Origin of the sequence: Pantoea sp. 1B4 (assembly GCF_016925765.1) — a bacterium.
In the GTDB taxonomy this organism is placed as follows: Bacteria; Pseudomonadota; Gammaproteobacteria; order Enterobacterales; family Enterobacteriaceae; genus Pantoea; species Pantoea agglomerans.
In genome coordinates this window covers 2,061,073-2,084,250 of the sequence record NZ_JAEUWZ010000001.1, presented here as the reverse complement: position 1 = coordinate 2,084,250, position 23,178 = coordinate 2,061,073, and the positions used below count along the sequence as shown (strand labels likewise).

The following is a 23,178-nucleotide window of genomic DNA, read 5'->3' as shown; positions in this document are numbered from 1 at the left end:
TGCCGCCTTTATTCTTTAGTGTGGCTGGCGCAGCACCTGTCGGGAGTCGATGACCAGACACTCACCCGGACAGCCCGACTCATCAGTGATCACCGGATCCGCTGGCAGCGTGTAGGCCATTCCATTTTTCTCCCTGATAAAATGCGCCATCCCGCCGAATGTCCATGACATGCTTAACCCCAGTCCGCCGAAATCATCATATTTCCGTAGCGTCGCAACCTTGGGCAGATACTCCCCGGTCAGCCGATAATAGAGCGCACCCTGAAAATCTTTAGGTACATGCTGAGTGATTGCCTGCTCAAGCAGGGCAAATTCTTTGCGGGCGGGTACCGAGTAGCCATTAATCAGGTGACTTATCGACAGCGAGGCGGCAGCTATCACCAGCAGTGCATAAAAGGTTTTTTTCCATTTTAACTTTTTGCTGATTTCAAACAGGCCCAGGATAAACGCGCTGGTGGTGATCAGCGCACCGGCAATCAGGGTCCGGTAGGCCGCCATACTTTCACTGACAATCAGATTAGGTAGCGCGGCAATCAGCAATAAGATAAACATCAGATAAAATTTGTCGTTGCCTGCTGCTTTAATTTTCTTAAGCCCAAAGCCAATAATGATCGATGAGATGATCACCGACACGGATTTTGCGCCGAGGTCAAAGTTACAGATAACGTTCTTAAGGTATTCGCTGAAAAACCATTTCAGTTTAACCGGAACGTCGTAGCTGAATGCGGAACGCGGCAGCGAATGACCATAAATCTGGACAGGCAGTACCTTCGAGGCAATGAGCGCTGCGAACATTCCTGCGCCCAGCACTATCAGAGAGATTACCGCACGCTTCTTATCGATTTTTCGCTCTGAAAGGCACAAATCCAGTGCGGCAAAGAAGGTAAAGCTCATCGCTGCGGGTTGATAAAGACAGAAGGCCATGGTCAGAAGGCAGACCGCTATAATGCGACCTGTGATGCCCGGTTTTATCGAGAAGCGGTAGCTGGCACCTGCCAGCAGAATTGCAGCGATATAGGGAAAGCAGGATGCCCATGCAATATAAACCTGGAATGAGGGCAGCAGACAAAGCAATAACGCAAAGGTGATCCGCTGAGCCTGATTCTCCATCAGCGCATATTTCTGACACAGGGTATAGATGTAGTATCCGGTAAAGATGAGCAGAACAATTGCGACAGAACGCAGCAGTGCCAGGCGTTCTACGCTCTCCACCAGAAAAGAGGCGCTGTACTGAATAATGCCATATACCGGCCTGCCGGATAACGTGTCCCAGTTTAAAATACTCAGCTTGTCAAAATTAGCCCAGTAGAGGTTCGTCCAGTCATCGGTGTAGGCGTAATGGGTTAAATAAGCAGGACTGTAAGCAATCAGGAAAACTATCACAAAAAGCAAAAAAGACCTGACGGCGGGTTATGCCGGTATCAGTGGCGATCATCTGTCATCCTTATTAATCTGTCCATCTTCTCTGCCCCTGAGTGGGCAATTTAGTCGGTATTCTGAGGGGGAGTTAATTTTTTTCGGCGCGGATTTTCGCAAAATATAGCGAGGACGATTTTTGGTTTCCATGTAAATGCGGCCGATATATTCACCCAGCACGCCAATCCCAATAAGCTGAACGCCACCAAGAAACAGCACGGAAACCAGAATAGAGGGGTAGCCTGGCACCGGGTTACCAAACAGCAACTTATCCAGGATCATCCAGAGTCCATATAGAAAAGCTAGCGAGGCCACCAGAAAACCCAGATATGACCAGATGCGAAGTGGAACCGTAGAGAATGAGGTCAGTCCCTCCAGCGCAAGATTCCACAGTTTCCAGCCGCCGAATTTACTATGGCCCGCGATCCGCTCAGTACGCACATATTCTACGATATCAGTCTTTCCGCCGACCCAGCTCAGAATCCCCTTCATAAAGAGATTCTTCTCGGGCAGCAGCTTAATATTCTCGACGACTTCACGCGACATCAGCCGGAAATCACCGACATTCTCTTCTATCTGCGGATGGCTGATGCTGTTATGCAGTTTGTAAAACCAGCGGGCGGTTTTGCGTTTGAGGTGGCCATCGGCACTTCTGTCCATCCGCTTGGCAAGAACAATATCAGCACCCGCCAGCCACTTGCTGATCATCTCAGGGATAACAGTGATGGGGTCCTGTAAATCCACATCTATCGGGATAACGGCATCGCCGGTTGCGGCTTCCAGGCCGGCAAACAGCGCGGGTTCCTTGCCGAAATTACGAATAAACGACAGGCTACGTACCAGCGGATCGCTCTGACTCAGTTGGGTAATCAGCGCATGCGTTGCATCTGTGCTGCCATCATCAACAAAAACAATCTCAACCTGCCAGGCTGCCAGCGCTTCATATTTTCTGACCGCGTCATAAAAAAAGAGGGATGACCTCCTCTTCATTAAATACCGGTACCACCAGAGAGATTTTCATTATTCTCCTTTAAATACGATAAAGCGGGAAAAAAGAAAGCCACACGCCAGACTGATAGCCGATGAGGTGATCAGCGTAATAATCGGATAGAGGCCGAATCGATCAGCCAGATAACCGACGCTGAATGCCATCGCGCCCATAAAAACGACGTAAAGAATATATCGCCACGCTGTCGCCTGCTGGTTAAATGTCCAGCGCGCATTAACAAAGAAAGAGAAGGTGACGGCCAGACAAAATGCAATCAGGTTCGCGGTCGACTGGAACAGCCCCAGACTGAGGCAGATAAAAAAGGTCACCCAATGAATCAGGGTATTTACCAGACCCACAGTCAGATATTTTGCGAAGAAAGTCAGCATATTATAATCATTTCTAATCGGTTGGGCAAAATATACAGCAATCCGCCAGCAATCAACAGTCTGGTGCTGACAAAGGCTGACAATTAGTGGGGGATCGGCTGATCAAGCAGAGCAGTACAAAAGTCCGCCATACGCGTCGAAGCTGTCAACTTTTCCTGACAGATCCCTTTCTGCAGGTGCGCGACTTAGCGTATTATTGTCTTATCTGAACCTGATTAAGGCGAACGCAATGCGTCTGGAAGTGTTCTGTCAGGACCGACTCGGTCTGACGCGTGAACTGCTCGATCTGCTGGTGGCACGCAACATTGATTTACGCGGTATCGAAATCACGGCGCTGGGCCGCATCTACCTGAACTTTTCTGCACTGGAGTTTGATGCCTTCAGCAATCTGATGGCTGAAATCCGGCGTACACCGGGCGTAACAGATGTGCGCACGGTAGCGTACATGCCCTCTGAACGCGAGCATCGTGCGCTGAGCGCCCTGCTGGTGGCGATGCCGGATCCGGTTTTCTCCATCGATCTGAAAAGCAAGGTTGAACTGGCTAATCCGGCCGCACAGAACCTGTTTAATCTCGATGAAGAGAAGATGCGCAACTTCAGCGCCGGTAACCTGATTAACGGCTTCAACTTCATGCGCTGGCTGGAGAGCGATCGGGTTGAAGCGCAGGCGCAGCATGTGGTCATTGAGGGCCGCGATTTTCTGATGGAAGCGCGTCCTATTTATCTGCCGGGCGAAGAGGGCCAGAACGACAGGCCAGTGGGGGCGATGGTGATGCTGAAGTCGACAGCCCGCATGGGTCGTCAGTTGCAGAATCTGGTGGTCACCGATGAATCGGAGTTTGACCATATCATTGCTGTCACGCCGAAGATGCGTCAGGTGGTGGATCAGGCGCGTAAACTGGCGATGCTCGATGCGCCCTTACTGATCGTTGGCGACACCGGCACCGGGAAGGATATGCTGGCACGCGCCTGCCATCTGCGCAGTGCCCGCGGCAAGAATCCCTTCCTGGCGTTGAACTGTGCCTCTCTGCCCGATGACGTCGCCGAAAGCGAGCTGTTTGGTCATGCCGCCGGAGCCTATCCGAATGCGCTGGAAGGTAAGAAGGGCTTTTTTGAGCAGGCTAATGGCGGCTCTGTGCTGCTGGATGAGATTGGTGAGATGTCGCCGAGAATGCAGACCAAGCTGTTGCGTTTTCTCAATGATGGTACCTTCCGCCGCGTCGGTGAAGAGCATGAAGTCCATGTCAATGTGCGGGTAATCTGCGCTACGCAGAAAAACCTGATTGAGCTGGTGCAGCGCGGAGAATTCCGCGAGGATCTCTTTTACCGGCTCAATGTGCTGACGCTGCAACTGCCGCCTCTGCGCGATCGTCCGCAGGATATTCTGCCGCTGACCGAGATGTTTGTTGCCCGCTTTGCGGATGAGCAGGGGATGGCGCGTCCGCGACTCTCGCCGCAGCTTAACGCTTTTCTGACTCGCTACGCCTGGCCTGGCAACGTGCGTCAGCTGAAAAATGCGCTTTATCGGGCGTTAACCCAACTCGAAGGTTACGAACTGCGTCCGCAGGATATCGTGTTGCCTGAACAGGCACTGGATGTGTCACTGGGCGATGAGGCGCTGGAAGGGACGCTGGATCAGATCACCAGTCGTTTCGAACGGTCGATTCTGACGCGGCTCTATCTCTCCTATCCCAGCACTCGAAAACTGGCAAAACGGCTTGGTGTGTCGCATACGGCGATTGCGAATAAATTGCGGGAGTATGGTCTGGGGCAGAAGCGCACCGAAAGCGAATAAACGGCAAACAGAAGATGAGAAGCGGATAACCTGGTTATCCGCTTTTTTTTATTATTTCAGCGCGGTCAGCGCAGCGTCATAATCTGGCTCAGTGGTGATTTCATCAACCAGCTGGCTGTAGATCACTTTATCGTTCTCATCCAGCACAATTACGGCACGTGCGGTCAGACCTTCCAGCGCACCATCGGCAATTTCCACGCCATAATCATATTTAAACTCTGAGCCGCGCAGGGTCGACAACGTCACCACGTTGTTCAGGTTTTCTGCGCCACAGAAGCGCGACTGGGCAAACGGCAGATCGGCAGAGATGCATAACACCACGGTGTTATTCAGTTCGCTTGCAGCCTGATTGAACTTGCGCACCGATGAAGCACAGACACCGGTATCTACGCTCGGGAAAATGTTCAGAATTTTGCGTTTTCCTGCATACTCAGAGAGCGCGACGTTGACAAGGTTTTTCGCTACCAGCGTGAAAGCTTTGGCTTTATCGCCAGCCTGAGGAAACTGACCAGCAACCGGTACGGCGTTACCCTGAAAATGAACAGTCTGAGACATAGTGATTCCTTTTAATGATAAAAAAAGATCTGACACAAAACGGCAAAAGATAGCCGTTGTTTATGACATAAATGTTAAGGGTTTACGAGTTCAATTGTGGAATTTAACGTGGCGGTCTGCCACTGCGTCGCACATTGTGGAGTGGAAATGAGAACGGTAAAAAAGTTATCCCGAAGCCTGGCCGTTGCATACGCCGTTTGTCATTGCCCGTGGAACCCGGACTGAAGTCAAAGTGGTGGTGGTTGAAATTGAGGAAGACGGAGTAAAAGGCGTTGGCGAAGCGACGCCTTATGCGCGCTATGGTGAAAGCGAGGCGTCGGTACTGGCGCAAATCGCCGCGCTGCTGCCCGCGCTGCAACAGGGCATGACGCGCGAGGCGTTACAACAGGCGCTGCCAGCCGGGGCGGCGCGCAACGCCATTGACAGCGCTCTGTGGGATCTCGCCGCACATCAGCAGCAGAGAAGCCTCTGGCAGCTTAGCGGCGTAACCGCACCTGAGGATGTGGTGACCGCGCAGACCGTCAGCATTGATACTCCCGAGGCGATGGCCAGCAGCGCGCTGGCGCTGTGGCAGCATGGGGCAACACTACTGAAGATTAAGCTGGATAATAATTTCATTACCGAACGGCTGATGGCGATTCGCGCCGCCGTGCCGGACGCGACCCTGATTGTGGATGCCAATGAATCCTGGCACGCTGAAGGTCTGGCGGCGCGCTGTCAGCTGCTGGCGGACATCAATGTGGCGATGCTGGAACAGCCCCTGCCAGCGGGTGAGGATGCGGCGCTGGAGAACTTTATCCATCCATTACCGATCTGCGCCGATGAGAGCTGTCACACCCGCGAAAGTCTGGCGGCACTGCGAGGTCGTTATGAGATGGTCAACATTAAGCTGGATAAAGCGGGCGGGCTGACCGAGGCGCTGGCGCTGGCCGATGCGGCTCAGCAGCAGGGGTTTGCGGTCATGCTCGGCTGCATGCTCTGCACCTCGCGGGCGATACGCGCCGCACTGCCGCTGGTGCCGCAGACTCGCTTTGCCGATCTCGACGGGCCGACCTGGCTGGCGGTGGATGCAGAACCGGCGATTAAAGTGCGCAACGGTCAACTGATCATTGCTGCCAGCGCAGCAGGTTAACCATCATCTCCAGGTAGGTTTCAGTGGCTTCATCCACTGAAATCACCGGCATTTCAGCAGTGACGCAGGGCAGGCTGAGATCTTTACACCAGCTGCCGAATGAGCCTGGCGTGTCATAACCAACGCTGCTGACCCGCGGAAGGCCGGTGTGGCTGGCCAGCCAGCCACCAATCTCTGTCTGATGCGGGTCGTCGATACAGCCCAGCGGTTCATGCCATGAGACGATCCAGCGTGGTTTCAGCTGATGAATCAGCGCACAGAGCGCCTGGGTTTCCGGTTCAGAAGCCGGATGAGTCCCGGTCGAGAGCGCCACATCACGCTCATCGGCAGCGCTGTTCCAGCGATACACCGTCTCGCCTGACTGCCAGTTCGCCGCCGGAAAGTTGCGGTTGAGATCGACGCCGTTTGCGTTCGCGCGCAGTCCGAGCTGACAGCCATCAGGATTGACCGCCAACACCACGTGGTGCCGACGCATTCCATCAGGCAGCGTCCGTAATGCGGCGGAGAGGGTGGCGATGGCCGCATTCTCATCACCGTGAGTGCCCGCCAGAATCAACCCGCTCTCGGGATCGCCCAGCGGCGCCGGAAACCAGAGCAGCGGCGCGCCCAGCACTGAGCGGCCATACTGCTGATAGGGGACGTCCAGTTTGCCGCGCAGGGGACGTGGATGGAGTGGCGACATAGTTATTTCCTCAAAGGGTTTTACTAAAAGTAGCGGAAAAGCCGTGCGCGGAAAATAGCTATTTATCTGTCAGCCATTTGCGCTAAAGTGCCCTGCACAAGTTGCATCGGCAACAGACTGATGCAGCGCTTCTTTGGGGTAAAGGAGTGATAATGGTCAAGACCTTTCGCATGACGCTGGCAGCAATCAGCCTGAGCAGCATCATCACACCCGCCATCGCGGCGAATCCACCCGCTGGCGCACAGCTGGCTGAACAGCAGCAGATCGTTCGCCATATTAAAGATGAACCCGCTTCGCTCGATCCGCTTAAAGCGGTAGGACTGCCTGAAATTCAGGTGATACGCGATCTGTTTGAAGGGCTGACCAATCAGGATGCGCAGGGCAAAATCGTGCCGGGCGTGGCGCAGAGCTGGAGCAGCAGTGATAACAAAACCTGGGTCTTTACGCTGCGTAATAACGCGCGCTGGTCGAACGGTGATCCGGTCACGGCTCAGGATTTTGTCTACAGCTGGCAGCGCCTGGTCGATCCAAAAAACAGTTCAGCCTTTGCCTGGTTCGCGGGCTTAAGCGGTATTCAAAATGCGGCAGCGATAACCAAAGGTGAAATGACGCCCGACAAGCTGGGTGTGGTCGCACAGAGTAAAAACCAGCTTAAGGTGACGCTGGATCGTCCGGTGCCGTGGTTCCCGGCGCTGGTGGCTAACGTGGCGCTTTTCCCGGTGCCGCAGAAAATTATTGCGCAACAGGGTGACAGCTGGACGTCACCCGGCAAACTGGTGGGCAATGGGGCCTATCAGCTCAGCGAACGCGTAGTGAATGAAAAAATCGTACTGACACGTAATCCTCACTACTGGGATGATGCCCATTCGGTGCTGACGAAAGTGACTTTCGTGCCGATTAATGAAGAGTCGAGCGCCACTAAACGTTATCGATCCAACGATATTGATATCACCGAATCCTTCCCGAAAAACATGTATGCGCTACTGAAGAAAACTCTGCCCGGAGAGGTCTACACACCTGACCAGTTAGGCACCTATTACTACGCGTTTAACACGCAGAAAGGGCCGACGGCCGATGTGCGGGTTCGCAAAGCGCTCTCCTGGTCTATCGACCGGAAAGTGATTGCTGAAAAAGTGCTGGGCACTGGTGAGAAACCGGCGTGGCACTTTACGCCAGATGTGACAGCAGGCTTTAAGCCACTGCCCACGTTCATGCAACAGCACGATCAGAACAGCCTGAATGCACAGGCCAAATCGCTGCTCGCTGCTGCCGGTTACGGTCCCGGCAAGCCGCTGAAACTCAAACTGCTCTATAACACCTCTGAGAGCCACCAGAAGATTGCGATTGCTGTGGCCTCGATGTGGAAAAAGAACCTCGGTGTGGATGTCACGCTGGAGAACCAGGAGTGGAAAACCTATATCGACAGCCGTAACAGCGGAAACTTCGATGTGATCCGCGCCTCGTGGGTCGGTGACTACAATGAACCCTCCACTTTCCTGAATCTGCTGACGTCGGGCAACAGCAGCAACATCGCGCGCTTTAACAACGCGGATTATGATGCGGTTATCGCCAAAGCCAGCCGGGAGACCAGCGATCAGGTACGTAACAGCGATTACAACCGTGCCGAGCAGATCCTGGCTGAGCAGGCTCCGATCGCCCCCATCTATCAGTACACCAATGGCCGCCTGATTAAACCCTGGGTCAAAGGCTATCCCATCACTAACCCTGAAGATGTCGCCTACAGTCGCGAACTGTGGATTGAAAAGCACTGAGTGCAGGTGGCCGGTCAACCGGCCACCCTCTGACATCTTTCTACACAGCCCGGAGATTGCAACTCAACACCGTCACGCTAGACTGTATCGTATTGATTTTAGTGGTGAGGCGACGGTGTGGACGTAATTGAAGGAAAAGCGTTACAGGTTTCAGATGCCATAATTTCCTGCCAGCTGGATGGCAAGGGCGGGATGATCCCGATTGCTGAAGATGAAGTCATCCAGTGTGAGCAGCCCTGCTGGCTCCATCTGAACTATACCCACCGTAAGAGCGCGGAATGGCTGCAGTCGACGACACAGATCCCTGATGCCGTGCGTGACGCCTTAGCGGGCGACAGTATGCGTCCACGCGTCAGCCGGCTGGGCGACGGCTTTATGATCGTGCTGCGCAGCGTCAACCACAACAGCGATGCGCGTCGCGACCAGCTGGTGGTGATGCGGGTATTTATCAACGATAAGCTCATCGTCTCGACCCGGCGGCGTAAAGTTTCTGCCGTCGATGAAGTCCTCACGGATTTGCAGAATGGTAACGGCCCGATTGACTGCGGCAGCTGGCTGGTCGATATCTGTGATGCCCTGACCGATCACACCAGCGAGTTTATCGAAGATTTACATGACAAAATCATTGAGCTGGAAGATGCGCTGCTTGACCAGCGGATGCCGGCACGAGGTGAACTCGGCCTGCTGCGCAAACAGCTGATTGTGATGCGGCGGTATATGGCACCGCAGCGGGATGTCTATGCGCGGCTGGCCAGTGAAAAACTGGCCTGGATGGATGACACCGAACGCCGCCGGATGCAGGAAATCGCCGATCGGCTGGGACGCGGGCTGGATGATCTGGATGCGGGGGTGGCGCGTACCGCGATTCTGGCTGATGAGGTTGCTTCTGCGATGGCGGAGTCGATGAACCGTCGTACCTATACCATGTCACTGATGGCGATGATTTTTCTGCCAGCCACCTTCCTGACCGGCCTGTTTGGCGTCAACCTGGGCGGTATTCCGGGCGGCGAATGGCGATACGGTTTCTCTATCTTCTGTCTGCTGCTGGTGGCACTGGCCGTCGGGGTAGCGGGGTACCTGCGCAAACGGCGCTGGCTCTAGCGTTATGCGTAGCGTATCGGTTATCTGCGCTGAAAATCCCGTAAAGGACGCAAAAGCTGATCGACATCAAGAACCCATTGTCGCTGCTGACGCAAACTCTCTCCCGCAGGTGAATGCAACGTCAAGCGATGGGCGTTGCGCTCCATATTGTCTTACTTCCTAATTTAGAATTAATGCATAGCACATTTAATTCGAAACATGCCGGCCCGTGTGCCGGCTTTTTTTTGCCCGCCTGGCTGTAACGCCGTTCCTTACCTAAGCTTAAAGTCCATTCCCAACAAAAGGAGTACGGCATGAGCGCGATTCTTAACAGCGAGCCGATCCCCACGGATCCGATCCCGATTCCTGAGCCTATTCCTCAGCCACAACCCCAGCCTGATCCGCCGACAGATCCGGAATTTCCGCCGATAATGGATCCACCACCGCATCGCAACATATAAAAAAAGGGCGTGCTGCCAGCAGCACGCCCTTAACCTTTCCAGCACTTATTTAATCTGAATCACATCCAGACGCGCGCTGGTATCCGGGGCATCCTCTTCATCAGCCCGCCAGCCAATTGGCTGCAGCGGCAGAGATTCCCGGTCAAAGGCGAGATCCCCGCCGTCAACCACCGCATCGCCATGCTTAATGCCTTTAAAATCGAACAGGTTGATATCCGCCATATGTGACGGCACCACATTCTGCATCGCGCTGAACATGGTTTCGATACGGCCAGGATAGCGCTTATCCCAGTCTCGCAGCATATCGGCCACCACCTGACGCTGCAGGTTCGGCTGAGAACCGCAGAGGTTACACGGAATAATCGGGAACTGACGCGCTTCTGAGAAGCGGATGATATCTTTCTCGCGGCAGTAAGCCAGCGGACGGATCACAATCTGCTTGCCATCGTCGCTCATCAGCTTTGGCGGCATGCCTTTCATTTTTCCGCCGTAAAACATGTTCAGGAACAGCGTCTGCAGAATGTCATCGCGATGGTGGCCCAGCGCAATTTTAGTACAGCCCAGCTCAGTTGCGACGCGATAGAGAATGCCACGGCGCAGGCGCGAGCAGAGTGAGCAGGTGGTTTTGCCTTCCGGGATCTTATCTTTGACGATGGAGTAGGTATCTTCTTCGATAATCCGATACTCAACGCCCTGCGACTCAAGATATTCCGGCAGGATATGCTCAGGGAAGCCCGGCTGTTTCTGGTCGAGGTTAACGGCAATCAGACTGAAGTTGATCGGCGCGCTTTTTTGCAGACTGCGCAAAATTTCCAGCATGGTGTAGCTGTCTTTGCCGCCCGACAGGCAGACCATGATGCGGTCGCCTTCTTCAATCATATTAAAATCTGCAATGGCTTCGCCGACGTTACGACGCAGACGTTTTTGCAGTTTATTGAGGTTGTACTGTTCTTTCTTGTCAACCGTTTGATTATCTTGCATTTTTACCTATCTCAAAATCCAGAAAGCGTAGCTAAAGGGCAAATTGCCGTGCGCGTTCAGCCAGATACTTCACTGCGGTGTCACGAATATGCAGCGTATGGTACGGATTGTTGCCGCGAATGCCAGTACTGGAGTGAAGTAATCAGCGGATAGCCGCCCGGGGAATCCGGCAGAGACTACCCGTTAAGGGGGGCAGCAACATAAATCGATGCGGCGGTACTCAGTGAAAAATGAGGGCGGGCCTTACCAGGTCATTACCCAAAAATTGCGGGCTGATGTGTCACGGATAGCGTTCAACTATGCGATGTCAGCTGGCTGGCACATCTTTCCACTGGCAATCGATTTCATCATTGTGCGCAGAACAGGATGGCAGTGATGCCTGGTAAGCATCAGCCCGCGCATTCTCTTTTTTTTGCCGCACAACCCGCAGTCATAAAAATGATTGAGATAATTAACAGATATTTCATCAGAGCGACCAGTCAACAAAAAAAAGAGCATGCACCGCTATTAATCAATCATGCCTAAACGGAGTCCTGTTTATGCTTATCTGATTTGAAATTTTCCTTCGAATTGTTGCTGCAAATTCGCAGGGGGGTTAAATATCCTGATGCACTGTTAATTTTATTAACGCCTGAATCTGAAAAACGCTGCTGTTGAATATGCGTTGACACTGCCGGGTTATAATTGTGAATACGTAAGATGCACAGGCATCACTGTTTTTTTGTATCCCATTAAATGTGAATCGATTTTACTGGCACATATCGCCACGTCCAAAACTGTTGCTTTTCAAAGCAGACGAGTGAAATTAAAGCAATTAAAATGAATGTGAAAGTTAAAAAGGGCGGCTTTAATTTTTACACTCATAACTGTTTTTCCTGAGAGACCAGCTGTGACTTCATCGTTCCGCACATCATGGTAATGCGGGCAGCGTAACAAATCGTTAAATTGCTGGCTATATATGTGAATAAGGACGGAGCAAACTTTAAATTCGATGAGACATCCGGAAAACACTCACGATATAAAAAATTATGGTGTCCGATTTATACTGACGCTGATACTCTTTTTTACTCTGCTATGTTGCAGTCATGTATTGCGGCGTTTTGTTGCTGGTAAACCGACACGGATTACTGCATTTCCTGCTGCACTGAATTTATTATTGCTAGCCACAGGCTTTAAAAATCCAGCGATAAGCATGATGTAAAAAATGTCTGAGCACTTCCAGCAAACTTTCAGCGCCTTCCCCCACCAGACACTGTCCGGTCTCAAGCGCATTATTTACGGAATTACGATGATCCAGGATCATCATGATGGCCATAGCGCCCGCAATCAGCGTAAAGATAAGCATGCTCAGTACTGGCCAGCTACTTTTACGTACAGAAGCGGACAGGGTTTCGTCACGATGGTCAGAGTTTCGGCGCATTTTTCCCCGGATAAATTGTTACCTTAATAAACAATCACGGATTATGACATTAATTCCCGGCGGGCTCTATATCTCAGGTCATGCTGCATGTTTTTCTGATTCTGATAATAGATAAATTTAATGGAGAGGGCTGAAGGCAGTGAGTACCGATAACTGCCTTCTGCAACGTCCTGGCGCTGACCGGCCTGTGTTCAGCAGGAATGATCTTTATGGAAAGGAATTTACATCATCTCCAGCGACTGAACTCCTTTGATCTCCATGACCTTATCGTAGAGGTGAGCATCGTTTGACTTGCGGGACAGCGTCACCTGAACACTGAGCTCACACAGACCACTCTCCTCATCCCGGTTAATCACCGTCACATTGCCATAGCGAATGCCTTCCCGCTGCATGACCAGCAGCACCAGCGGCACACTTTTGGGCTTAAGAAAAACCAGCAGCGTATGATGTTTACCGATGAGAAAATGGCTCAGGCGGCGGAAGACTTCCAGCACCACCAGTGCCAGCACTGTGCCATAAATGCCTATCTCATACATGCCGCTACCAATCACCAGACCAATCGCCGCAGTCACCCATAATCCCGCCGCCGTGGTTAAGCCTTTCACCACCTGCTTCTGAATCATAATGGTGCCTGCGCCAAGGAAACCCATGCCGCTGACTACCTGGGCAGCAATACGGCTGGGATCCAGTGCCACATGGTCACTATTGAGCATATCGGCGAAGCCATATTTCGATACCAGCATAAACATCGCACTGCCGATACCGACCAGAATATGGGTACGCAGTCCCGCTTCTTTGGCCCGCATCTGGCGCTCCATGCCGATCAGGCCGCCGAGAATACCGGCCAGCGCTATGCGAATTAACATATCCATTAACATGGCTTTACTCCGAATTAATAAGGGCCGAAAAAGGGTGACAGTTCAGCGATAACAGGTAAACAAGATAATTCTGCTTGCAAATGACGCCGGAGAATTTTGTAAAAAAGCTGTTTCACCTCTCGACCCGTTGTGCTGCCTGACATATGCTGAGCCAGCCTTTTCCCCCACTTCCCGGAGTCCGACTGATGAAAGCAGCCACTTTTTTGCTGGCCGGTGCCGCATTATTACTCTCTGCCTGCAGCAGCAACAGTGATGATAACGAGCCACCGCAACAAGCCACCGCCGCCCACATCCAGCCACGGGTGGTGATGTCTTCCCTGGCAGAAAGCACCTGTTCGAATGCGGGCGGAACGCTGGCATTTTCGCATCAGCTGGATGGCTCGCGAGTGGGGATGTGTCAGTTAGTGAATGGCCGTCGCTGTGATGAGCAGGCGTTAATTGGCGGGAATTGCGCGCGCTGATGATCAGGCCGGATTGCTCCGGCCCGCACAGTCAGGCAGAGAGCCGGTTCGGGCAGTTTTCACCCCGGTCGAGCTGGCTGAGATTATTCAGTGTCGTTTCAGAAATGGCGGTCAGCGCTTCGGCGGTTAAAAACGCCTGATGGCCGGTGAACAATACGTTATGGCACGCCGACAGACGGCGGAACACATCGTCCTGAATCACATCATTCGACTTATCTTCAAAGAACAGATCACGTTCATTCTCATAAACATCCATGCCGAGCGCGCCGATTTTCTGCTGTTTCAGCGCGTCAATCGCCGCCTGTGAATCAATCAGGCCACCACGACTGGTGTTGATAACCATCACCCCATCACGCATCTGTTTAAACGCGTCGGCGTTGAGCAGATGATGATTCTCCGGCGTCAGCGGACAGTGCAGCGTAATGACGTGGGATTCAGCAAACAGCGTCTTCAGATCGACATATTCCGCGCCCAGTTCCAGCGCCTGCTCACTCGGGTAGGGATCATACGCCAGCAGCCGCATACCAAAACCTTTCAGAATCCGCATCGTCGCGATCCCGATTTTACCGGTACCGATAACACCCGCGGTTTTGTTATGCATGTTGAAACCGGTCAGGCCGTCGAGCGAAAAGTTTGCGTCACGGGTACGCTGATAAGCGCGATGAATACGGCGATTCAGGGTCATCATCAGGCCGATAGTATGTTCAGCGACTGCTTCCGGTGAGTAGGCCGGCACGCGCACTACTTCCAGACCCAGCTCTTTTGCAGCAGCCAGATCAACATTATTGAAACCGGCACAGCGCAGCGCGATATATTTCACACCCAGCCCGGCCAGCTCTTCCAGCACCGGGCGACTGCCGTCATCGTTTACAAAGATACAGACAGCATCGCAACCCACAGCGGTTTTGGCGGTGCTTTCAGAGAGTAAAAAAGTCAAAAAACACCAGTTCAAAGCCGAACTGCTGATTGACCTGCTCAAGGTATTTCTGATCGTAATGTTTGGTGCTGTAAACCGCGATTTTCATCGTTGTGCTCCTGCAGAGGTGATAGAGCAAGGATAACGTTTTCTGACTGACTTTGCTGAAACAGCTGACTTGTGTCCGGCGCAGACCTTCACCTCTGGCAGATTACATGCCATCATCGTTGTCAGGATACTGTAAGGAAAAGGATTATGGCTTTTATGCCACGGATGTTCCGGCGACGGCTGGCCGCCATTCTGGCGCTGATTCTGCTGCTGCTCGGCCTGATCTTGACTGTAACGCAATGGCTGCCGCGGCTGGTCGGCATCTGGCTACCTGAAGATACCCGCATTGAGCTGTCGGGCGCACCGCGCTGGCGGGAAGGTGGCCTGTGGTTGCCACAACTTCGTTATCTCGCAGGGGATTGCTCCCTGGCAACGGTAAAGGGGGTATCGCTGGGCTGGCATCAGTCGCGCTGGAAACTGAATGCGTCAGAGCTGACGCTGGATAGCACCTGCCTGCAAAAATTACCGGCCAGTGATGACAGCACGGCAGCCCCCAAAACGCTGGCCGAATGGCAGGCAATGCTGCCTGGCGCCGACGTTCATCTGGGCAAATTAATTGTTACGCCGTGGCAGACGTATGCGGGCGCGCTGGATCTGACGCTGGAAAAAGATCGCCAGCAACTCAGTTACCAGGGCGATAATCTGCAGCTGGCGGCAACGCTGACCGGTCAGCAGCTCGCTATCAGTCGCCTGACGCTCACCCATCCTGCACTTCCTGAACCCGTCACGCTGAGTGGTCATCTGGCGTTACCCACCTTTGCCACTGATCTGCCGGTGAATGGCGAGGTGACCGGACAGCTGGCGCTGGACGCGCTGCCGCATCCCCTGAAGCTGACGCTTAACTGGCAGCAGCAGCAGGGCGAGCTACGCGTGGCAATGGCCGAAGTGACCAGGCCGCTTCTCAGACTGCCGTGGCAGATCAGCCGCGATCAGATTCGCATTGAAAAGGGCGAATATTTCTGGCCGCTGGAGGCTCAGCCGCTATCAGGGTTTGTTAACCTGACGCTGGATAACTGGCAGTCAGGCCTTGAAAGTAGCCAGATTAGCGGTCGCGTTAACCTGCTGACCCAGGGACGCGGCGGCAAGGGCAACGTGGTGCTCGGCGTCGGGCCCGGCAACCTCAGCCTGACCAACAGCAACCTGCCGTTTCAGCTAACGGGCGAAAGCAAGCTGGCCAATCTGCAACTTTACGGCTCTATCCCGGGCGTGCTCAGCGGCTCGCTGCTCGATCCTCAACTGCTGCTGCAACCTAAATCGCTGCTGCGCCTGCGGGGCCGGTTGCTGTCAACGCTGGAAGTGGACGAAGCGCGCTGGCCGCTGGCGGGCGTACGACTCTCCTCGCAGGGTATTGATGGCCGCCTGCAGGCCATTCTCAATGCGCACGATGCCAGTTTTGGCCGCTTCCGGTTGCATCTTGATGGCCGCGCCAATGATTTCTGGCCCGATAAGGGCGAATGGAACTGGCGCTACTGGGGAGGTGGCGAGATGCTGCCGCTGCAGGCGCGCTGGGACGTTAAAGGCACGGGCGGCTGGCACGACACCCTGATCCATCTGGATACCTTGTCTACCGGTTTTAATCAGCTGGCGTATGGCAGTGTCAACGTTGCAAAACCGCGTCTGACACTGACTAAACCGGTAAACTGGCAGCGTGATGCGGCGCATCCGGCGTTCAATGGGCATTTCCGCCTGCAGGCAGGAGAGACCCGCTTCAGCTATGGCGGACATCTGGCAGATTCCACGCTCGACTTTGAGGCTAAAGGTCGTGATCCCGGCTATTTTATCTGGCGAGGCAGTTTACAAGCGGGCAAGGTTGGCCCGCTGCGGGTTAACGGCCGCTGGGATGGCGAACGGCTGCGCGGCCAGGCCTGGTGGCCGGCACAGTCGCTGACGGTGTTTCAGCCGTTGCTCAGCCCCGACATGAAAATGCAGATCCAGGGCGGCCGTTTGCAGGCACAGGTCGCTTTTTCCGCCGCAAGTGAACAGGGTTTCCAGGCGGGAGGCCACTGGACGGTAAAACAGGGCAGCATCTGGACGCCTGACAGCCAGGTTAACGGTATCGACTTCTCGCTGCCGTTCAGATTCCATGAGCAGCAATGGCAATTTGGTCAGCATGGCCCGGTATCACTGCGCATTGCCGAGGTTAAGAACCAGTTTGCGATGCAGAATATTCGCGCTGACCTGCAGGGTAACTGGCCGTGGTCCGAACAGGCGCCGCTGACGTTGCAGGATGTCAGCCTTGATCTGCTGGGCGGACAAATTACGCTGCCCGCTTTGCGCATGCCGCAGCATGAGCCAGCCCGGGTGTCGCTGCGCAATATCAGCCTCAGCGAGCTGGTGACGGCGCTGAAACCTAAACAGTTTGCCATGTCGGGCAAGGTCAACGGTGAGCTGCCGCTGTGGCTCAATAATCCACACTGGCTGGTGGAGAAAGGGTGGATTGCCAACAGCGGTCCGCTGACCTTCCGGCTGGATAAAGATATGGCGGATGCGATTACCCGCAATAACGTGGCGACGGGCGCCGCGCTGGACTGGTTACGCTATATGGAAGTCTCCCGCAGTTGGGCCACGATCAATCTGGATAATCTTGGCGACCTCACCATGGAGGCGCAGGTGCAGGGCGTCAGCCAGTTCAGTAACCGTCGTCAGACAGTCAATCTCAACTATCATCATCAGGAAAACCTGTTTCAGCTCTGGCGCAGCCTGCGCTTTGGCGATAATTTGCAATCCTGGTTAGAGCAACATGCGAATTTGCCATCCAACAAGGACACTTCACCATGAGCCTGAGGGCACTACTGGTTCTGGCAGCCGGACTGCTGAGCATCGGCTGCGTGCCGCGCATTGAAGTCACGGCACCTAAAGATCCCATCACCATCAACATGAACGTGAAAATCGAACATGAGATCCACATCAAAGTCGATAAAGACGTGGAAGCGCTATTGAAAAACCAGAGCGGTCTGTTCTGAGGAGAGCAACGATGAAACGCATAAGCGCGGTGCTGTTCCTCGCCCTGACGATGGCGCAGCCTGCCTGGGCACTGACGCTGGATCAGGCGCGGCAATCGGGGCGGGCAGGTGAAACGCTCTCCGGCTATCTGGCGGCACGTGCGCAGGATAGTGAAACGCTGGCACTGGTGCAGCGTATTAATGCCGGACGTCAGCAGGAGTATCAGCGACTGGCAGAACAGAATAATCTCTCCACGGCCGATGTCGCCAGTATTGCCGGACAGAAGCTGGTGAGCCGTGCGGCAGCGGGGGGAATATGTGCGCGGCATTAACGGTCAGTGGCTGAGAAAAACGGCAGAGAGCAGTCAGTAACCGGCGAAAAAAAACCGGGCGCATGGCCCGGTCTTTTACAGCGTCATCCTGAGATGAGTGAGACTTATGCCGTCACGATCTGCTTGATAGCGTCTTTCGCTTCAGCGGTCGCTTTGCTGGCCACTTCCGGACCGTAAGCGATGCCTTCAGCAAACACGAACTCAACGTCAGTGATGCCGATGAAGCCCAGGAACAGCTTGACGTAAGGGGTCAGCAGGTCAGTTGGGGTATCTTTATGAATGCCGCCACGGCTGGAGATAACGACTGCCGTTTTGCCTTTAACCAGACCTTCCGGGCCTGCTTCGGTGTAGCGGAACGTCACGCCAGCACGGGCAATCAGGTCGAAATAGTTTTTCAGCTGCGTCGGGATGTTGAAGTTGTACATTGGCGCGGCAATCACCACTTCATCATGAGCCTGCAGTTCTGCAATCAGTTCATCAGACAGGTCCAGAGCCTCCTGCTGGCGAGGTGACAGCGGGGTATCAGAGGGACGCATTGCACCCACTAACTCGCCATCCAGTACCGGGATCGGGTTAGCCGCCAGGTCACGTACGGTAACCTCTTTACCCTGGGCCTTTGCCTGTTCGATGTAGAAGTCAGCGAGCTGGCTTGATTGTGAGTAGCCTGCAAGAATGCTTGATTTCAGAACTAAAACTTTGCTCATGGTGGTTTCCTGTCTGTTACGCGGAAGACTTTCCGCTCAATGGTTTACACTCTACGGTTATCGATGGCGCGGTGAAAGCGCAATATTTCGAGACCCATGTTCGAATTTATTGAATAAGCGTAACCGGGGCCAGCCGCCGGAACAGTTCAGAATGTGCTATGATGCGCGCAATTATTTTTTATTGAATCAGCTGGTTATCCCGGCTTGCAGGGCGCTGCTTCAGGCAGCGACACCGTCTGAGTAAGGTACGTCACTATTATGTCATCTCCCGATACTTCCCCACTGGCAGCGCTCTGGTCACGCCTCGACGGTGTAATGCTGCGCGATCGCCAGCGGTTACAGCGCCGTTTACAGGGTGCCAGAAAAGCTAAAAATCCTGAGGCACAGCAGGGCATTGCCAGCGAGCTTGAGCAGGACTTTATCGCTGCCGAGCAGCGCGTGGCCCAGCGCCGTGCGGCCACGCCAGCCATTACCTTCCCGGACAATCTGCCGGTCAGTCAGAAGCAGCAGGATATTGCTGAGGCGATTCGCGATCACCAGGTAGTGATTGTCGCCGGTGAAACCGGCTCGGGTAAAACCACGCAGCTGCCGAAAATCTGTCTGGCGCTGGGACGTGGTGTGACGGGTCTGATTGGTCATACGCAGCCGCGCCGTCTGGCCGCACGTACCGTGGCGAATCGCATTGCGGATGAGCTCAGCACTTCGCTGGGCGGCTGCGTCGGCTATAAAGTACGGTTTAACGACCAGGTCAGTGACCTGACGCAGATTAAACTGATGACCGACGGGATTCTGCTGGCGGAGATCCAGCAGGATCGTCTGCTGATGCAATATGACACCATCATTATTGATGAAGCGCACGAACGCAGCCTGAATATCGATTTCCTGCTCGGTTATCTGCGTGAGCTGCTGCCACGTCGCCCGGATCTGAAAGTGATTATCACTTCCGCCACCATCGATCCACAGCGTTTCTCGCGTCATTTCAATAATGCGCCGGTGATTGAAGTCTCAGGCCGGACCTATCCGGTTGAAGTGCGCTATCGGCCGGTGATCGAAGAGGCGGATGACGGCGATCGTGACCAGCTGCAGGCGATTTTTGATGCCGTAGATGAGCTGGGCCGGGAAAGTCGGGGCGATATCCTGATCTTCATGAGTGGTGAGCGTGAAATACGTGATACCGCCGACGCGCTGAACAAACGCGATCTGCCACACACCGAAGTGCTGCCGCTCTATGCACGGCTGTCGAACGCCGAACAGAACCGGGTGTTTCAGTCGCACAGTGGCCGTCGTATCGTGCTGGCGACCAACGTCGCGGAAACCTCACTGACGGTGCCTGGGATTAAATATGTGATCGATCCCGGTACGGCGCGTATCAGTCGTTACAGTTTCCGTACCAAAGTGCAGCGCCTGCCGATTGAACCGATATCACAGGCGTCTGCCAACCAGCGTAAAGGGCGTTGCGGCCGTGTTTCAGACGGTATCTGTATCCGTCTCTACGCAGAAGATGACTTCCTGAGTCGTCCGGCCTTTACCGATCCTGAAATCCTGCGCACCAACCTGGCGTCAGTCATCCTGCAGATGACCTCGCTGGGCCTCGGCGATATCGCCGCCTTCCCGTTTGTGGAAGCGCCCGATAAGCGCAATATCCAGGATGGCGTCCGCCTGCTGGAAGAGCTGGGCGCGCTGACCCTGAACGAAGAGACCGGTCACTACAAGCTCACCGGTTCCGGGCGTCAGCTGGCGCAGCTGCCGGTGGATCCCCGCCTGGCGCGGATGGTGCTGGAAGCGCAGAAATTTGGCTGCGTGCGCGAAGTGATGATTATCACCGCAGGCCTGTCGATTCAGGACCCGCGTGAGCGTCCGGCAGATAAAAAACAGGCGTCCGATGAGAAGCACCGGCGCTTTGCCGACAAAGACTCCGACTTCCTCGCCTATGTGAATCTCTGGAACTACCTGGCGGAGCAGCAGAAAGCGCTGTCCGGGAATGTTTTCCGCCGCCAGTGCAAAAGCGATTTCCTTAACTATCTGCGCGTGCGGGAATGGCAGGATATCTACACCCAGCTGCGGCAGGTGGTGCGTGAACTGGGCATTCCGGTTAACAGTGAACCGGCTGAGCTGCAGCCTGTCCACTGCGCGCTGTTAAGTGGTCTGCTGTCGCATATCGGGCAGAAAGACACCGATAAGCAGGAGTATACCGGCGCGCGCAATACCCGCTTCGCGATCTTCCCTGGCTCCGGGCTGTTTAAAAAGCCGCCGAAGTGGACCATGGTGGCGGAACTGGTCGAGACCAGCCGCCTGTGGGGCCGCACGGCGGGCCGTATTGAACCAGAGTGGATTGAGCCGCTGGCACAGCATCTGATCAAGCGCAGCTACAGTGAACCGCACTGGGAGAAATCGCAGGGCGCGGTGATGGCCACCGAAAAAGTCACGCTCTATGGCCTGCCGATTGTCGCCGCCCGTAAAGTTAACTATGGCAGCATCGATCCCACCCTTAGCCGTGAACTGTTTATTCGTCACGCGCTGGTGGAGGGCGACTGGCAGACCCGACATGCCTTCTTCCGCGCAAACCAGAAGCTGCGCAGCGAAGTGGAAGATCTGGAACACAAATCCCGTCGTCGCGACATTCTGGTTGATGACGAAACGCTGTTTGCTTTTTATGACCAGCGCATTGGCAAAGAGGTGGTCTCGGCGAAGCATTTCGACAGCTGGTGGAAACAGGCCAGTCGCGAAAACGCAGAACTGCTGAATTTCGACAAGCAGATGCTGATCAAAGAGGGTGCGGATAAAGTCAGTCAGCTCGACTACCCCAACTTCTGGCATCAGGGCAACCTCAAACTTAAGCTGAGTTATCAGTTTGAGCCTGGCGCAGATGCGGATGGCGTGACGGTACATATTCCGCTGCCGCTGCTGAATCAGGTTGAAGATAGCGGTTTTGAGTGGCAGATACCCGGTGTACGCCGTGAACTGATCATCGCACTGATTAAGTCGCTGCCTAAGCCGCTGCGCCGTAACCTGGTGCCTGCGCCCAACTACGCCGAGGCGTTCTTGGGAAGGGTGAAAGCGATGGAGATGCCGCTGCCTGATGCGCTGGCGCGGGAATTTCGCCGCATGACCGGCGTCACGCTGGAGCGGGAAAACTGGCAGTGGGAACAGGTGCCCGATCATCTGAAAATGACGTTCCGGGTAGTCGACGAGCACAACCGTAAACTGCTGGAAGGTAAAGATCTCACTGCGCTTAAGGCACAGCTGAAAGACAAAGTGCAGGAAACGCTGTCGAAAGTGGCGGATGACGGGCTGGAGCAGAGCGGGCTGCATATCTGGAGTTTTGGCGATCTGCCACGCAGTTATGAAGAGAAGCGCGGCAGCTACCAGGTTAAAGCCTGGCCTGCGCTGGTCGACGAGAAAGAGAGCGTTGCTATTCGTCTGTTTGACAGCGAGCAGGAGCAGCAAAAAATGATGTGGCGCGGTCAGCGTCGTCTGCTGCTGCTGAATGTGCCGTCACCGGTTAAGTATCTGCACGAGAAGCTGCCGAACAAAGCCAAGCTCGGACTTTACTTTAACCCTTATGGCAAAGTGCTGGAGCTGATTGACGACTGCATCGCCTGTGGCATCGACAAGCTGATGGGGGAAGCGGGCGGACCGGCCTGGGATCAAACCTCTTTTGAGCAGTTGCGTGACAAAGTGCGCGGCGAACTTAACGAAACCGTGGTGACCATCGCGAAGCAGGTCGAGCAGATCCTGACGGCAGTCTTCAACATTAATAAGCGTCTGAAGGGCCGGGTCGATATGACCATGGCGCTGGCGTTATCTGACATCAAAGCGCAGTTAAGTGGTCTGGTTTATCGCGGCTTTGTCACCGGCAACGGCTGGCAGCGACTGGCCGATACGCTGCGTTATCTGCATGGGATTGAGCGCCGACTGGAAAAACTGCCTGCCGATCCGCACAGCGATCGTGCGCGGATGTTAAAAGTGCAGGCAGTGGAGCAGGCTTATCAGGCGTGGCGCAACAAGTTGCCGCCGCAGCGTCAGGATGATGAAGAGGTGCAGAGCATCCGCTGGATGATCGAAGAGCTGCGTATCAGTTACTTTGCTCAGCAGCTGGGTACGCCTTATCCCATCTCAGATAAGCGTATTCTGCAGATGATGGAGCAGATAGCGGGTTAAACGCC

Annotated in this window: 16 protein-coding genes and 3 pseudogenes; 9 read left to right on the top strand and 10 right to left on the bottom strand. The window is 54.4% G+C overall.

The features are described 5' to 3' along the window. Window positions 1-15 precede the first annotated feature (15 nt). The 3 genes and pseudogenes from JNO11_RS10190 to JNO11_RS10180 form a co-directional block, all read right to left on the bottom strand. Window positions 16-1,392, bottom strand: coding sequence for a hypothetical protein (locus tag JNO11_RS10190; RefSeq protein WP_325177268.1), 1,377 nt, complete (start codon window positions 1,390-1,392; stop codon window positions 16-18). Window positions 1,393-1,431: 39 nt separating this feature from the next. Then, a pseudogene (locus JNO11_RS10185) lies at window positions 1,432-2,437 on the bottom strand (glycosyltransferase family 2 protein). Then, window positions 2,437-2,793 carry a GtrA family protein gene (locus tag JNO11_RS10180; protein WP_033769136.1) on the bottom strand — a complete coding sequence of 119 codons (357 nt, stop codon included), beginning with the start codon at window positions 2,791-2,793 and terminating at the stop codon, window positions 2,437-2,439. The pseudogene JNO11_RS10185 and the gene JNO11_RS10180 overlap by 1 nt, the downstream one beginning before the upstream one ends. Before the next feature lie 229 nt (window positions 2,794-3,022). Here JNO11_RS10180 and tyrR point away from each other — a divergent pair, with 229 nt between their 5' ends. Continuing rightward, window positions 3,023-4,588: a transcriptional regulator TyrR gene (gene tyrR, locus JNO11_RS10175; RefSeq protein WP_031591537.1), complete on the top strand. Its 1,566-nt coding sequence runs from the start codon at window positions 3,023-3,025 to the stop codon at window positions 4,586-4,588. A 51-nt stretch (window positions 4,589-4,639) separates the two neighbouring features. Here the strand turns inward: tyrR and tpx are convergent, their stop codons facing one another. Then, complete coding sequence (tpx, locus tag JNO11_RS10170) at window positions 4,640-5,143, bottom strand: thiol peroxidase (protein ID WP_010244619.1); 504 nt, start codon at window positions 5,141-5,143, stop codon at window positions 4,640-4,642. Between the two features lie 184 nt (window positions 5,144-5,327). Here tpx and ycjG point away from each other — a divergent pair, with 184 nt between their 5' ends. Continuing rightward, window positions 5,328-6,275, top strand: a complete 948-nt coding sequence (ycjG, locus tag JNO11_RS10165; RefSeq protein ID WP_325177267.1) for an L-Ala-D/L-Glu epimerase — start codon at window positions 5,328-5,330, stop codon at window positions 6,273-6,275. Here the strand turns inward: ycjG and mpaA are convergent. Next, on the bottom strand, window positions 6,250-6,957 hold the full coding sequence (gene mpaA, locus JNO11_RS10160) for a murein tripeptide amidase MpaA (protein WP_191922167.1): 708 nt from the start codon (window positions 6,955-6,957) through the stop codon (window positions 6,250-6,252). The two genes, ycjG and mpaA, sit on opposite strands and share 26 nt — an antisense overlap. Before the next feature lie 152 nt (window positions 6,958-7,109). Here mpaA and JNO11_RS10155 point away from each other — a divergent pair, with 152 nt between their 5' ends. Next, entirely contained in the window at window positions 7,110-8,729 is a 1,620-nt protein-coding gene (locus JNO11_RS10155; RefSeq protein WP_010670219.1) for a peptide ABC transporter substrate-binding protein, read from the top strand. Window positions 8,730-8,846: 117 nt separating this feature from the next. Further along, window positions 8,847-9,830, top strand: coding sequence for a zinc transporter ZntB (zntB, locus tag JNO11_RS10150; RefSeq protein WP_010244630.1), 984 nt, complete (start codon window positions 8,847-8,849; stop codon window positions 9,828-9,830). 485 nt (window positions 9,831-10,315) lie between these two features. Here the strand turns inward: zntB and ttcA are convergent, their stop codons facing one another. The 3 genes from ttcA to JNO11_RS10130 form a co-directional block, all read right to left on the bottom strand. Further along, on the bottom strand, window positions 10,316-11,251 hold the full coding sequence (ttcA, locus tag JNO11_RS10140; protein WP_325177266.1) for a tRNA 2-thiocytidine(32) synthetase TtcA: 936 nt from the start codon (window positions 11,249-11,251) through the stop codon (window positions 10,316-10,318). 1,159 nt (window positions 11,252-12,410) lie between these two features. Continuing rightward, window positions 12,411-12,671: a hypothetical protein gene (locus JNO11_RS10135; protein ID WP_325177265.1), complete on the bottom strand. Its 261-nt coding sequence runs from the start codon at window positions 12,669-12,671 to the stop codon at window positions 12,411-12,413. Window positions 12,672-12,892: 221 nt separating this feature from the next. Further along, window positions 12,893-13,549, bottom strand: coding sequence for an MgtC/SapB family protein (locus tag JNO11_RS10130; protein WP_010244641.1), 657 nt, complete (start codon window positions 13,547-13,549; stop codon window positions 12,893-12,895). 185 nt (window positions 13,550-13,734) lie between these two features. On the opposite strand from JNO11_RS10130, the gene JNO11_RS10125 reads away from it, so the two are divergent. Further along, window positions 13,735-14,010, top strand: a complete 276-nt coding sequence (locus JNO11_RS10125) for a DUF333 domain-containing protein (RefSeq protein WP_003853763.1) — start codon at window positions 13,735-13,737, stop codon at window positions 14,008-14,010. Between the two features lie 31 nt (window positions 14,011-14,041). Here JNO11_RS10125 and JNO11_RS10120 read toward each other — a convergent pair. Next, window positions 14,042-15,035: pseudogene (locus tag JNO11_RS10120) on the bottom strand (2-hydroxyacid dehydrogenase). Window positions 15,036-15,181: 146 nt separating this feature from the next. On the opposite strand from JNO11_RS10120, the gene JNO11_RS10115 reads away from it, so the two are divergent. From JNO11_RS10115 to JNO11_RS10105, 3 genes and pseudogenes are all read left to right on the top strand, one after another. After that, on the top strand, window positions 15,182-17,812 hold the full coding sequence (locus JNO11_RS10115) for a YdbH family protein (protein WP_325177264.1): 2,631 nt from the start codon (window positions 15,182-15,184) through the stop codon (window positions 17,810-17,812). Further along, on the top strand, window positions 17,809-17,997 hold the full coding sequence (locus tag JNO11_RS10110; protein WP_009090058.1) for a YnbE family lipoprotein: 189 nt from the start codon (window positions 17,809-17,811) through the stop codon (window positions 17,995-17,997). The genes JNO11_RS10115 and JNO11_RS10110 overlap by 4 nt, the downstream gene beginning before the upstream one ends. Before the next feature lie 11 nt (window positions 17,998-18,008). Then, window positions 18,009-18,348: pseudogene (locus tag JNO11_RS10105) on the top strand (YdbL family protein). Between the two features lie 64 nt (window positions 18,349-18,412). On the opposite strand, the gene azoR reads toward JNO11_RS10105, so the two are convergent. Further along, entirely contained in the window at window positions 18,413-19,012 is a 600-nt protein-coding gene (azoR, locus tag JNO11_RS10100) for an FMN-dependent NADH-azoreductase (RefSeq protein ID WP_010244651.1), read from the bottom strand. A gap of 258 nt (window positions 19,013-19,270) precedes the next feature. On the opposite strand from azoR, the gene hrpA reads away from it, so the two are divergent. Continuing rightward, the gene (gene hrpA, locus JNO11_RS10095) at window positions 19,271-23,173 is read left to right on the top strand and encodes an ATP-dependent RNA helicase HrpA (protein WP_325177263.1); all 3,903 of its coding nucleotides are present in this window, start codon (window positions 19,271-19,273) and stop codon (window positions 23,171-23,173) included. Window positions 23,174-23,178: the final 5 nt, after the last annotated feature.

Bases quoted from the DNA above. Each gene is read 5' to 3' on its own strand.
- JNO11_RS10180 (WP_033769136.1), bottom strand. From the start codon at position 2,793: ATGCTGACTTTCTTCGCAAAATATCTGACTGTGGGTCTGGTAAATACC.
- tyrR (WP_031591537.1), top strand. From the start codon at position 3,023: ATGCGTCTGGAAGTGTTCTGTCAGGACCGACTCGGTCTGACGCGTGAA.
- tpx (WP_010244619.1), bottom strand. From the start codon at position 5,143: ATGTCTCAGACTGTTCATTTTCAGGGTAACGCCGTACCGGTTGCTGGT.
- mpaA (WP_191922167.1), bottom strand. From the start codon at position 6,957: ATGTCGCCACTCCATCCACGTCCCCTGCGCGGCAAACTGGACGTCCCC.
- JNO11_RS10155 (WP_010670219.1), top strand. From the start codon at position 7,110: ATGGTCAAGACCTTTCGCATGACGCTGGCAGCAATCAGCCTGAGCAGC.
- ttcA (WP_325177266.1), bottom strand. From the start codon at position 11,251: ATGCAAGATAATCAAACGGTTGACAAGAAAGAACAGTACAACCTCAAT.
- JNO11_RS10135 (WP_325177265.1), bottom strand. From the start codon at position 12,671: ATGCGCCGAAACTCTGACCATCGTGACGAAACCCTGTCCGCTTCTGTA.
- JNO11_RS10130 (WP_010244641.1), bottom strand. From the start codon at position 13,549: ATGTTAATGGATATGTTAATTCGCATAGCGCTGGCCGGTATTCTCGGC.
- JNO11_RS10125 (WP_003853763.1), top strand. From the start codon at position 13,735: ATGAAAGCAGCCACTTTTTTGCTGGCCGGTGCCGCATTATTACTCTCT.
- JNO11_RS10115 (WP_325177264.1), top strand. From the start codon at position 15,182: ATGGCTTTTATGCCACGGATGTTCCGGCGACGGCTGGCCGCCATTCTG.
- JNO11_RS10110 (WP_009090058.1), top strand. From the start codon at position 17,809: ATGAGCCTGAGGGCACTACTGGTTCTGGCAGCCGGACTGCTGAGCATC.
- azoR (WP_010244651.1), bottom strand. From the start codon at position 19,012: ATGAGCAAAGTTTTAGTTCTGAAATCAAGCATTCTTGCAGGCTACTCA.
- hrpA (WP_325177263.1), top strand. From the start codon at position 19,271: ATGTCATCTCCCGATACTTCCCCACTGGCAGCGCTCTGGTCACGCCTC.